The following is a 13,116-nucleotide window of genomic DNA, read 5'->3' on the forward strand; positions in this document are numbered from 1 at the left end:
GAAGAATATAAACTTTCTGTGAAATATATTTTCCGATTCTTTGTGTACCGTCTATAAGAAATCTTTGACATACACTTGCAAAAGCTTTTACTCCACGCTCTTCAAAGATTCCACCATATCGATCTTCTTCAGCTTGTAGAACATTACCCAGTTTACAAATAAAGAAAATGCTACAGTAAACAAGAAACTGTACAGATAACTCTGCCAGTGTATCTGACGTCCGAACATCGCCTCTTCCACCTCAACCGTCAGGATGATATACCGGTGAAGCAGATTACCAAGCACCATACCCACAACCGATCCAATGATCGTCAGCAGAATATTTTCCCTGTACACATAAGAGGCAACTTCTCCGTCATAAAAGCCCAGAACCTTCAGTGTGGCAAGTTCTCTCTGGCGCTCCGTAATATTGATATTATTCAGATTGTACAGTACCACAAAGGCAAGCATGCCCGCCGATACGATCAGTACCACAATGACCAGATTCAGGCTTCGCAGCATGTCATCCAGCCTTCCTTCAATACTGCTGGTATAACTTACATTCAGTACTCCATCCATCGACAGAAGCTTTGTTCCGATCTTCTCGATCTGATCATCCTTTCCGTCCTTTACACTGTAGATGATCGTGTTATATTCTGCCGGTACACCATATAATTCCTCGTACTTTTCCGGTGACAGATACAGGTAATGGCTCATATAGTTCTCGCAGATGGCGCCAACCGTCACCGTCTGGTCTCCCCTGTCCTCGTCCTCGATCGTAAGCTCATCTCCCACCTTTACATTCAGAAGGGATGCCATTTTCTCAGTCAGAATCACTTCGTCTTTTTTCAGTGAATAAACCTCGTCCTTATTGGTCCTGCTGTGGAAGCTTAAAAAGTCCTCAATCTTTTCATTATCCGATGGCACCATCAGATAAAGTGTCTTTTTACCGGATGCAGATTTTACATCGGTCTTCTGCATCCGCGCTTCGATCGTCTCTTTTATATCTGCATTCTGATCCAGATAATCATGGAGCTGTTGTCTGTTCTCTTCGGATATGTCGTCACTCATGTAGGTTGCCGCATCATAGAACTGCACCTTCTCATACTGCAGGCTGACGATCTCATAGATACAGTCCTTCAGTCCGAATCCGACTACCATCAGTGCCATACAGCCGCCGATTCCGAAAATGGTCATAAAGAATCGCTTCTTATACCGGATCAGATTCCGCACGGTCGATTTCCATGTAAAATTCAGATGCTTCCAGATAATTCCGATCCGCTCCAGAAGAATCCGCTTCCCCTGCTTCGGTGCTGCCGGACGCATCAGCTCTGCCGGTTCTGCTGCCAGCTCTTTGTAGCAGGATGCGATCGTAGCGATCAGTGTGCAGGCAACTGCGATTCCCGAAGCCTGGAGTGCATAGCTCATATGGTACGGTACCAGGATCGCCGGCAGATGCTTATACAGGATCATATAAGCATAAATAATGATAAACGGCAGGATCTTTTCCCCGGCCAGTACTCCGAAAATACTTCCGCCAAGCGTTGCAATCAGAGCATAACCAATGTATTTCCCTGCAATTGCAGCTTTTCCGTAACCGAGTGCCTTCATCGTTCCGATCTGGACTCTCTGCTCCTCTACCATTCGTGTCATCGTCGTCAGACTGATCAGTGCTGCCACCAGGAAGAAGAGTACCGGAAATACTTTTCCAATGGAACGCATCCGGTCTGCATTATCCCCATAGCCCTGATATTCTGTCAGCGCATCCTCTCTCGTCTGCACGTACCATTTCGGATTCTCAATCTTTTTGATCTCAGCCTTTGCGTCTGCGATCTTCTGCTTTGCATCCGCAAGCTGCTTTTCTCCGTCTGTGATCTTCACCTGCCCGTCCGTGATCTGGTCTTCAGCTTCTTTTGCTGCCTGCTCATATTCACTCCGACCATCCGCAAGCTCCTGTTCACCGGATGCAAGTTGTGCTTTACTCGCATTTAAAGTGTCCTCTTTTTCATTCAGAAGTGCCCATGCAGACAGGATCTGTGCTTTTCCGTCCGTAATCTGCGATTTTGTGCTGTCAAGCTGGGATCTGGCTGCTGCGATCTGACTCTTGCCGTCTGTAATCTGTCTGCCTGCACTTAACAGCTCTTCTTCCTGTGCGGCAAGTGCCTGCTCCTGCTGAAGAAGTGCTTTCTCTTTTGCATCCAGATCTGCTTTTTGCTTAGTCAGGCTGGTAATCTGTGCCTCCAGGTCTGCTTCTGTGGCAAAACCTGCCTGGTTCATCTGCACTAGCAAGCCCTTCTTTTTACCTTCAAGTGGTGCTTTCTGTTTCTTTATATCATCAAGCTGTTTATTTAAATTCTCCCATTTTTCTACATAAGCTTGTTCTTCTTCATTTCTATTCTCTTTAGGAATATTTACATATTTCTGATATACCTCGCTGTCCATTCCGTCCAGCTGCGTATTCAATCCTGCAATTTTTGAATCACACTGGCTGATTTCATCTTCAATCCCAGCCAGTTCGTCTTTCAGCCGATTAAGCGGTGCAAGTTCCTCGTCCAACCGTTTCTTCCCATCAGCGATCTGTGACTTTCCTGCTGGAATCTGTTCCTTCCCCGCCGTAATGATCGGCATATATTTCGAGTAATTGCTCAGATAAGCCTGTTCCGCATCTGCAAGCTCCTGTTCTTTCTGATCCAGCTGTGCTTTCCCGGACTCATACTCTGCCTCTGCTGAACTTAGCTGTGCCTGCTTCTCATTCAGCTGCGCTTTTGCATCTGCAAGCTGTGTCTCGCCGTCTGCGATCTGCTGCTTTGCATCCGCAAGCTCTGCTTCTCCATCCGTAAGCTGCTGCTTTGCTTTTTCCAGTTCTTCGGCTGCCTTGCTTTTCCCACTCTCCAGCTCTTTTTTCGCATTCTCCAGTTCCTGCGATTTTTCATTCACTGTCTTCTCCGAATCAGCAAGCTTTTCATTTGCCTCATCTACGATCTCCTGTTTGCGGGCTGCACAGCGTTCCTCTTCGATTGCACTCACGGCTTCCTTTGCTGCATCCGACAGATTATTGTATTCATCCGTAAATGCAGTTTTCTCTTCTGCACCGCTCACTTTCACATAAGCTTCCGTATAAACATCCATGTCAAAAGAAGCTTTATCCACTACAACAAATCCACTGATCTCTCCGGTTCCGATCGTACTGCTTCCTCTTCCAAATGAAATATACAGCGGACTGTTCCCGATCCCGACAATCTTGTATGTATCTGTAACCAGCGAATCCGTCAATGCCTCTCCATCTCCAGAATGGAAAGTTACCGTGTCGCCAACCTTCAGGTCTGTATAGCTCAGAAAATCTTCATCCACCAGACATTCTCCGGCTTTTTCCGGCAACCTGCCTTTCACAACCGAAACCTGATTAAAATTCTTCTGCATGCTCAGCATATGGACAACCTTTTCATTGTCTCCAACCGGGCAAAGCACGTCTTTGCTGTATCCGCCTTCTACAGCTTCAATTCCCGATACCTTTCCAATCGCTTTGATATCCGCTTTGGTAAGTCCCATGGTTCCCATTACCTTCAGATCCATCAGCTCCGAATCATCAAAATACTGATCTGCAGTGATCCGCATACTTGGCTCTGATGCACGGATTCCCGAATAAAATGCGACACCCAATGCCACGATAAAAAAGATTGATACAAACCGTCCCATCGTCTTTTTTATTTCTATTATAAAGTCTTTGCGTAAAATATTTTTCTTCATCGGTCTTTACGTCCACCTACCATTCAATCGTCTCTACCGGAACCGGTCTTTCATTCAGCTTCATGCTTCCGACTTTTCCATTCTTCATCTTAATTACACGATCTGCCATCGGCGTAATCGCTGAGTTGTGTGTGATCAGGATCACTGTCATCCCTCGTTCACGGCACATATCCTGTAAAAGCTTCAATATTGCCTTACCGGTATTGTAATCCAGCGCCCCTGTCGGCTCATCACACAAAAGAAGCTTCGGGTTCTTTGCCAGTGCACGCGCAATCGATACCCTCTGCTGCTCCCCACCGGAAAGCTGTGCCGGGAAATTCTTCATACGGTCTGCCAGTCCCACTTCCCTAAGAACCATCTCCGCATCCAGCGGATCCTTACAGATCTGCAGTGCCAGCTCTACATTTTCAAGCGCCGTCAGGTTCGGAATCAGGTTGTAAAACTGGAATACAAATCCAATATCATCCCTTCTATAGGAAGTAAGCTGCCTCGGCGAATACTTTACAATATTCTTTCCATCGATCCAGACCTCTCCACTTGTTGCCGTATCCATTCCCCCCAGAATATTAAGCACTGTCGTTTTTCCCGCACCACTTGGGCCTACCACAACTGCAAATTCACCTTTTTTTATCTGAAAATCAATTCCATCTGCTGCGGCAATCTCAACTTCACCCATACGGTAAATCTTACGGACATCCCGCATTTCAACAAATTCTTTCATCATCTTTCCCCTTATCTGTAAAAATTTTCTGCTTTTTTTAATTTTAACATATTGGAAAAGCAAATCAAATATGAAGTCGTAAGATTATAAAACTTTCACATTTTCCATTTTTTGCACCGTTTTTGGCTATATTGCACAATTTTATAGTATCATTTTTGTAACATTTGTCTTTTCTGCGAATTTACAGAAGAGCATACACATGGTATTATAATATCAAGTTAAGGATAGCACTTAACGAAACCAAATAAGACGTTTTCAGTATTTTGATACTTTTTATTTTCATTTCTCCTTTAATGAAATTACAGAAAAAGAGCTTACGACATTTCCCCCGATCATATGTCGCAAGCTCTTTTTCCATTATCTGAATCTTTCCGGCATTCGCAAACAGTATCCTCCTCTGTTTTTCCCACCCTGCTTCCGGAATATACTTTCAAAAATTACAGTTTTCCTTGTAACTTTCTGTAACTTCTTGTTAATTATTAGACATTATATATTTTTACCGTTAAAATTTCCTTTTTTTACATTCTTTTGTCAATCTTGTTTTGCACTTCGTTATTTTGCATAATTTTATTTTAACTTTGCAGTTCTTTTAGTTTTTTTTGCGAATATACAAAACTCCCTGCAAATGCTATTATAAAAACAAGTTAAGGATAACACTTAACCGAACAAAATAAGACGTTTTCAGTATTTTGATACTTTTTATTTTCATTTCTCCTTTAATGAAATTATTGGAAAAAGAGTTTACGACATTTCCCCCGATCATATGTCGTAAGCTCTTTTTCTATTTCAAGATTTTCATATCGGTCTCCTCATGTTCGAAAAATTTTTTATATTGACATTTATAATAAGCATTCATAATTCCTTCTTGAAAACACATTTGTTCTTATACAAAAATCATTTGCACTCATTTTTTTTGCATTTATGCAAGTTTTATTATCAATTTCCAAATTCCAAATAACCTTTTGTATAAATTGATTTTACCCCTGTTATTTTGCACAATTTTGTTTTTCAAAGCTTTTTTCTTTTGTTTTTTTTGCGAATATACAAATTCCAAGCCTCTTGGTATTATAATATCAGCTTGAAGATAACAACTAGATAAGAATTCCTCGGTGGGGCGGCATCTTAGTCAGTCACAATTGCCCCACTTGATTAGGAATCAAAACCAAATAAGACGTTTTCAGTATTTTGATACTTTTTATTTTCATTTCTCCTTTAATGAAATTACAGAAAAAAGAGTTTACGACATTTCCCCCGATCATATGTCGTAAGCTCTTTTTTCATTCTACCCAACTCTTTTTCCATATATATTTTGCAGGATAAAAATCCCACTTTATTCCATCCGCTAACTAAATTATCCAAAACTTCTTTCTTATAAACTTTTACCACATTTCCAGGCGTCAGCATTCATTTTTCCGCCTCTCTTCTGTAGATCGCTACATGTTCTGTCAAAAGAAAATGGAAATGTCAACACGGCATTTCCATTTTCTTTCAAAGCTATTTTTCTGTCTTTATACATTTTCTTGCAAGAATACAGATCACGATGGTAATGACCATATCCGGGAGTGTATTTCCAAGCGGAATATCCACATTCATCAGAATACGGTAAAGTATAAAACCGATCACCCAGATTACACCATTCATGACATCCAGAGATACTTCCAGGCTGTCCTTTCTCTTCAGAATAAAGAAATCCGCAATCTGGATTGCGATCATCGGCGCGAATACAGAACCGATCAGGTACAGGAAATCGGTAATGTTGTCCATCGGATAAATGATTGCTCCGATCATTCCGATCACAGTTACAACAATTGCTGCATATTTCCCATTGATTTTTGAAAATACTGACTCTGACGAAATTCCTGCTGAGTAAGCATCCAGGAAGGTTGTCGTAACGGTAGAAAATACAATGATCAGAAGTCCTGCTATTCCAAGTCCAGCTTTTACCATGATACTTGCAATATCAGACTCTCCTGTGTAAATTGCAGCGTTCATACCGATCACGTACATCCAACAACTGACAACTCCATAAACAACGGTGCTGACTGCGGTTGCTTTTACCGGTTCTTTTGCTTCTCTTGTATAGTCACTAATCAGTGGCAACCAGGAAAGTGGCATGGCAACAGAAAGCTCTACTGCTGCACCAAACGTCATGGCATCTCCGCCTGCGCCTGCTACCGATCCGTCACCAAAGATCACTCTGCTGAGTACCAGTGTCAGGATAAATAAAGCAGCCATTGCAACCGTATTGATCTTGCCAAGATTTGTGATTCCGATCACAATCCATAAGATGATCAGTGCACCGATCACCAGACACCATACCCATCTGCCGGTATGAAGAACACCATTTGCTGCAAGTGCCCCATCATAAATCATAATCGCTGTCCAGCCAACCAGCTGCAGCACATTCAGGAAGGAGAAGAAGATTCCTCCCTTCTCGCCAAAACTCATTTTTACTGTTTCCATTGCACTTCGTCTGGTTTTTCCACCAATTACTCCGGCAAGGAAAAGCATCATGCATCCTATGATATGACCAATAATAATCGCCAGAACTCCTTTTCCGAATCCAAGCGGCGCAAAGTAAGTACCGGTCAGGATCTCTGCAAGGGACACGCCTGCCCCAAACCAGATCAGTCCATTTTCAAAGATAGAGGTTCTCTTTTCATTCATACTTCTATTCCTCCACTTTGCTTTCTGTATACTCATTTTTAATTGCAAATCCGTGATTCATCGGACCACTGCCTTTACCAAGATCCAGCATTGCTGCAAGTGCTCCGGATATATATTTCTTCGCACGTTCTACTGACTCATCCAAATCATATTCTTTTGCAAGATTTGATGCGATCGCACTGGATAAAGTACATCCTGTTCCGTGCGTGTTCGGATTGTCGATCCGCTCTCCGTAGAACCACTTATATCCACCATCTCTCCACAGCAGATCATTGGCATCGTTCAGTTGATGTCCGCCCTTGCAAAGAACTGCACAGTGATATTTGGTGCCGATCTCTTCTGCTGCTCTTATCATATCCGCCTGCGACTGGATTTTCATACCTGCAAGCACTTCTGCTTCCGGGATATTCGGAGTCAGAACGGTTGCCATCGGAAGCAGGCAGCTCTTCAGCGCATCAATCGCTTCCTCGCTGATCAGTCTTGCTCCACTTGTTGCTACCATAACCGGATCAACTACAATATTTTTCGCATCATATTCTTTTAATTTGTCTGCGATCTTTGTGATCAGACCACTTGAAGATACCATTCCAATCTTCACTGCATCCGGGTAAATATCCGTGAAAATATTATCCAGCTGTTCTCCTAGGAATTCCGGCGTTACCTCCATAATTCCGGTAACTCCGGTTGTATTCTGTGCAGTAAGAGCCGTAATTGCGCTCATAGCATAGACTCCGTTACTGATCATTGTTTTGATATCTGCCTGGATACCTGCTCCTCCGCTTGAATCGCTTCCTGCAATTGTAAGTGCTGTTCTCATTTGACTCTCTTCCTCTCTTTTTCCATAATTGTCCTAAATATTTTGTATAAAAAGAATGTGCCTTGGCACATTCTCGCGCCGAGCACGGTCGCTTGCGACATTCTTCATCTTCGTGCGAGTGCGCATCTCCGGCACGCAGTACCTTTTATTTCATAGGAAGTTCCTTCGGAATTTCCTATGAAATAAAAGAAACACCTGTCATGCACAAGTGTCTCTGAAAAAATCAATATGACTTCCTGCGACGGCATGATCCGTATCAGGTAAAAAGGAGCGATGCTCTTTTGCTTCCTCTCAGTCTGTCTTTCACCGGCTCCCCCCGTCTTTATTATTCTGTCTCTCCAAGTGTTGTCTGCTTTGTAACTCCTGTTAAACTCTCTCTGGTTCTGGATAAGCCTCTCCAAAAGTTTCAACAGTCACTTTTTTCATCTTCTGTTCTTCCAGTGGTCTGTCACTGTAGTCTGTTGCCGTCTCAGCAATTTTATTTACAACATCCATACCTTCTGTAACTTTACCAAAAGCTGCATATGCGCCGTCAAGATGTGGTGAAGTCTTATGCATGATGAAAAACTGTGATCCTGCCGAATCCGGATGCATTGCACGCGCCATAGAAAGAACGCCCGGTTCATGCTTCAGATCATTTGCAAAACCGTTCTGCTTAAATTCTCCTTTGATACTGTATCCAGGGCCACCCATTCCGGTTCCATCCGGGCATCCACCCTGGATCATGAATCCACTGATGACACGGTGGAAGATCAGTCCATCATAAAATCCCTTATTTACAAGAGATACAAAGTTATTTACTGTATTCGGTGCGATTTCCGGATATAATTCCGCTTTGATCACATCGCCATTTGCCATTTCAAATGTTACTACTGGATTTGCCATTTTATACAATCTCCTTTTCATTGATTTCTCTACCTATTGTAACGGAACTTTTCCCGTCCGTAAATAGTTTTTAGAAAGTCTTTATACATTTTCCAGACGATATCCGATCACCAGAAACCAGTGCCAGATAAAATCCTCAAACTTCTCTTTATTCTTATGCCGGAGCATCAGATGCTTCCTCCTCCGGTTTCAGTGTCGATAAAAACACAGCAGCCAGAATGATAACACCACCAAGGCACTCTCTGAAACTTGGAACTTCTTTCAGAAACAGAAATGCGCTTAAAGTCCCATACACCGGTTCCAGTCCGGATAAAATTCCGGCAATCCTTACCTTCACAGTCCGAAGTCCACTGATAAATAAAGAATGTGCAACTGCTGTAAAAACAATTCCAAGCATCATCAATACGCCTGCATCTGCAAGTGTAATCACCGGCTTCAACACAAACATCATCGGGATCAACACGATCGTTGCAGTTCCCTGTTCATAAAGCGACACCAGTGTTGCCGGATATCTGCTGGAAAAACGGCGATTCATCAGTGACAATATTGCATAGGTAAATGCACTCAGAAGTCCCCACAGAACTCCCTGTGTAATCTGATTATCCATCTGAAATGCGGGTACGATAAAGAATACTCCGACCAGCATCATCAGTGTACAAAACACATCCGATTTCTTCAGTTTTTCATGGAACAGGTATGGCTCCAGAAAAATAACAAATATCGGAAAAGTTGATACCGTAAGCGTACCAACTGCAACCGTCGAACTCTGGATCGACTGCATATAACTACTCCAGTGTATTGCTAAAACTGCACCTGCTCCGACCATCCACAAATAATCACTTTTCTCCTCCAGGCGAATTTTCTGCTTTTTTAAACGCAGAAAAATCCAGAGGAAAATAGATGAAAAAAATACCCTTCCAAGCACGATGATCACTGCAGGCAGATCTACCAGCTTGGCAAACAGTCCGACAAAACCAAACAATGCCACAGCAACATGTACTGAAATTAAACCTTTTCTCTGACTCTCTTTCATATAAAAACCTTTCTCTATTCAGGCTGGTCTACCCGGAAATGTTCCATTAAAATCGGCATATATTCCTTACTGTATTCTCCAAGCGAATAATTTCCCCTATTCAGACACCAGTCTGATACCAGTGCCCGCTCACAGAGTGAATAATACTTGGTAATCTCCTGGATACTCTTCTCTCTGCTGATCTGATTTCGCACATGCCCCTCTTCTATGATCCTACTGATCAGCTTGTAATAAGTACGGTTCTGATCCAGAAGATTCCTGTCTCCCTTGGCAATCAATTGTGTTGAATATAAGGATGATAACAATGCTACATCAATCTTTTGCTCCATAAATGAATGCGACCGGTAATTGAGATACATCAGTTTATCAAAACTGTTCATTTCCGGATCCAGTTCATCTTCAAGCTTTGCATAATTCTCATCCAGAATAGTTGACAATGTATCAAGCAGAGAATCTTTGCTGCTGAAATAATAATAGAACGATCCTTTTGATGTCTCAGAAAGACGAATGATATCATCTACTGTTGTATCATCATATCCTTTTTCATAGAACAATTCCCATGCGGCATCTACAATCCGCCGCTTTACATTCTGTTTTGCTGCCATCTATCTACCTCCTATGGTATCATGTTCCACGCGGAGCGTTTTTTATTATCAGGAAAGACCTTTCTTAATAGATAAAAAAAGACCGGCTGCGTCATACGCCCCGGTCCTTCTCAGGTTTACGTGGACATGTTTTTCCCCGTAAACAAGTATATCGTATCTACATTCCTTTTGCAACATCAACACATGCCTTCATTGCATCAATGACCGCACTTCTGAATCCGTGTTCTTCCAATACACCTACGGCTTCAATCGTTGTTCCTGCCGGTGAGCATACCATGTCTTTGAGTTCTCCCGGATGCTTTCCTGTTTCAAGAACCATCTTCGCACTTCCAAGAACTGCCTGTGCTGCAAATTTGTATGCCTGTGCTCTCGGCATTCCCTCTGCAACAGCAGCATCTGCCATTGCTTCGATAAACATAAATACATATGCCGGTGAACTTCCGCTTACTGCAACAACTGCATCCATCATATGCTCTGCCACAACTTCTACTTTACCAAATGCAGAAAGAATCTTGCATGCATAATCAAGTTCTTCTTTTGTTACATGTTCATTCGGTGTGGCAGCTGTCATACCTTCTCCAACCATAGCCGGAGTGTTCGGCATTGTACGAACAATCTTAACATCTTTTCCAAACTGTTCGGCAAGCCATGCAAGTGTCTTTCCTGGTGCGATCGTGATAATAAGCTGTTCCGGTCTTACCAGATCTTTTACTTCCTGAATGACATCTGCATAAAACTGTGGTTTTACAGAAAAAATAACAACTTCTGACTTTTCAATTACTTCTTTATTGCTATCAGTAACATTGATTCCATAAAGTTCTTTTACTTTTTCGCGACCTGGTGCAAAAAGATCTGCTCCGATGATTTCTTCCGGTTTGAATACATTACTTTTAATAACGCCTCCCATAATTGCTCCTGCCATATTACCTGTTCCGATAAATCCTAATTTCATAGTCTTTCTCCTCCTGATGAACTTAAAACCTTATATATTTTCGTTTTTAATTTGTATACAATCATTTAATTTGTATACAAATTTCTTTCTGCATTCAATGTATCACTTTCTCTGTTTAAAGTCAACATTTTCACAATAGAAAGTGCCGTTTTTCGTCGAAAATACATGCACCATTGTATACAATCATCAGTCTGTACTCTTATATTAAACGCAACTATACATATACCTAATTTTATTTTTTACAAACCCCGTTTTAATGTGTTATACTTAATATATTCACCAGACAGAGGGGGATTTCACATGGCTGAAAAAAAGAAATCACTTGCCGATCAGGCTTATGAAATTATCAAAAATAACATTATGAATCTGACTTATCCACCAGGAATGCCTCTTACCGAAGCACTTCTGACAGAAGAGCTCGGTATGAGCCGTAATCCGGTACGCACTGCACTCAAAATGCTGCAGTCTGAAGGTCTGATCGTTACCGATTATTATAAATCCATGACTGTAAAAGAAATCACCGATAAAGATATCAATGAACTTTATCAGCTCCGCGAACTCTTAGAGGGTAGTGCATTTAAACTGATCTTTGAAGGTGGAAAAGCGGAAGAATATTCCTATCGAATTGAAGAAAAAGTGGTACATATGTGTGCGGTTGCTTCCGATGTTTACAAGTGGGAGCTTGCTGATACGCAGATGCATCTGGAAATTGTCAGCATTTTCAATAATGACCGGATCACCAAATTCTATGAATCCAATTTATCAGAGCTGGTAAGAGTGGGTATGTATTCGCTGAAAAACGGCATGCGGATCGTTCCAACGAATGAGAATTTGAAAAAAATGGTTAAATATATGCGTAAAAATGATTATGAGCGGGCTTTTGCAATCCTGAAAAAAGACCATTTTATGCAGGGAAAAGACAGCGCCATGAAAGAAGAACTGAAAAACGAGTAATTTTCATTTATAAGATATTAAAGGAAGTGCTAACACATGATGAAACTAGAAACTCCAATTGGAGAATTTACTACTGACTCTTATAAAATTCCTGCGGAAGACACTTTGGCTGTGTCTCCTGCAATCATTTCGTTCTCTTCTGATGATTACAAAATCATCACCATCGATCAATTTATCCAAATTGGTACAGATGTCTATACCCCTCTTTTACATCAAAATTGTATGTCTCCTGATCAAAAAACCATCTACCCGCTGACTATCGAACAGCATGATTCAGACCGGATTACTCTTTCTGATCATTATCATTCTATAATTTTAGAGCTCAATAACTTACCGGATCTGCAGGTAAAGCCGTGGTATCCTGTTATTAAAAAAAAGAACTGCATACCATGTACAAATTGTGGAAGATGCAGCTGGTAGTCTGCATCTTTATTAAACAGCATGAATGACTCTTCTGCATTTTTTGTCAGGCTGATCACCTCTTTAATTGTAGTGTCTTGTTATCGGAATATTTTTTGTAACAGTTTAGCCGTAAAGCTGAAAACGCTTCTCCTTTTCTTCTTGGTCTATTCATCTGAGCAATAAAAAAACTGCAAACCCTTACGGTCTACAGCTCCCTTACTTTCTACATGTACCTTCAAAACCACATACAAATTTAAATCTCTACTCCATCCATTCTTTACCCTGTCCTACCTTCTTGGTTATGCCCTCGACCGATTAGTAACAGTCAGCTCCATGCATTACTGCACTTCCACC

10 protein-coding genes and 1 riboswitch are annotated in these 13,116 nt (G+C 41.7%); of the genes, 2 read left to right on the forward strand and 8 right to left on the reverse strand.

Going from position 1 to position 13,116, the window contains the following annotated elements; translation table 11 throughout:
* Positions 1-87 precede the first annotated feature (87 nt).
* From AB5213_RS11245 to proC, 8 genes are all read right to left on the reverse strand, one after another.
* Positions 88-3,726, reverse strand: a complete 3,639-nt coding sequence (locus tag AB5213_RS11245) for an FtsX-like permease family protein (RefSeq protein ID WP_368276699.1) — start codon at positions 3,724-3,726, stop codon at positions 88-90.
* A gap of 16 nt (positions 3,727-3,742) precedes the next feature.
* On the reverse strand, positions 3,743-4,447 hold the full coding sequence (locus AB5213_RS11250; RefSeq protein ID WP_022220838.1) for an ABC transporter ATP-binding protein: 705 nt from the start codon (positions 4,445-4,447) through the stop codon (positions 3,743-3,745).
* 1,494 nt (positions 4,448-5,941) lie between these two features.
* Positions 5,942-7,114 carry a putative hydroxymethylpyrimidine transporter CytX gene (cytX, locus tag AB5213_RS11255; RefSeq protein WP_022220836.1) on the reverse strand — a complete coding sequence of 391 codons (1,173 nt, stop codon included), beginning with the start codon at positions 7,112-7,114 and terminating at the stop codon, positions 5,942-5,944.
* A gap of 4 nt (positions 7,115-7,118) precedes the next feature.
* Positions 7,119-7,931: a bifunctional hydroxymethylpyrimidine kinase/phosphomethylpyrimidine kinase gene (gene thiD / locus AB5213_RS11260; protein ID WP_022220835.1), complete on the reverse strand. Its 813-nt coding sequence runs from the start codon at positions 7,929-7,931 to the stop codon at positions 7,119-7,121.
* Between the two features lie 217 nt (positions 7,932-8,148).
* Positions 8,149-8,258: riboswitch (TPP riboswitch) on the reverse strand.
* A gap of 39 nt (positions 8,259-8,297) precedes the next feature.
* The gene (locus tag AB5213_RS11265) at positions 8,298-8,816 is read right to left on the reverse strand and encodes a peptidylprolyl isomerase (protein WP_022220834.1); all 519 of its coding nucleotides are present in this window, start codon (positions 8,814-8,816) and stop codon (positions 8,298-8,300) included.
* A gap of 154 nt (positions 8,817-8,970) precedes the next feature.
* Positions 8,971-9,849: a DMT family transporter gene (locus tag AB5213_RS11270; protein ID WP_368276700.1), complete on the reverse strand. Its 879-nt coding sequence runs from the start codon at positions 9,847-9,849 to the stop codon at positions 8,971-8,973.
* Between the two features lie 14 nt (positions 9,850-9,863).
* Positions 9,864-10,454 (reverse strand): TetR/AcrR family transcriptional regulator, encoded by a 591-nt coding sequence (locus AB5213_RS11275; RefSeq protein WP_022220832.1) that lies wholly within the window; start codon positions 10,452-10,454, stop codon positions 9,864-9,866.
* A gap of 157 nt (positions 10,455-10,611) precedes the next feature.
* Positions 10,612-11,406, reverse strand: coding sequence for a pyrroline-5-carboxylate reductase (gene proC / locus AB5213_RS11280; protein WP_055158317.1), 795 nt, complete (start codon positions 11,404-11,406; stop codon positions 10,612-10,614).
* 300 nt (positions 11,407-11,706) lie between these two features.
* Here proC and AB5213_RS11285 point away from each other — a divergent pair, with 300 nt between their 5' ends.
* Together AB5213_RS11285 and AB5213_RS11290 are read left to right on the forward strand one after the other, a co-directional pair.
* Complete coding sequence (locus AB5213_RS11285; RefSeq protein WP_055158315.1) at positions 11,707-12,360, forward strand: GntR family transcriptional regulator; 654 nt, start codon at positions 11,707-11,709, stop codon at positions 12,358-12,360.
* A 36-nt stretch (positions 12,361-12,396) separates the two neighbouring features.
* Positions 12,397-12,780 carry a hypothetical protein gene (locus tag AB5213_RS11290; RefSeq protein ID WP_147357726.1) on the forward strand — a complete coding sequence of 128 codons (384 nt, stop codon included), beginning with the start codon at positions 12,397-12,399 and terminating at the stop codon, positions 12,778-12,780.
* Positions 12,781-13,116: the final 336 nt, after the last annotated feature.

The sequence above is a fragment of the Coprococcus sp. RTP21204st1_G4_RTP21204_210225 genome (assembly GCF_040915385.1).
In the GTDB taxonomy this organism is placed as follows: Bacteria; Bacillota; Clostridia; order Lachnospirales; family Lachnospiraceae; genus Allocoprococcus; species Allocoprococcus comes.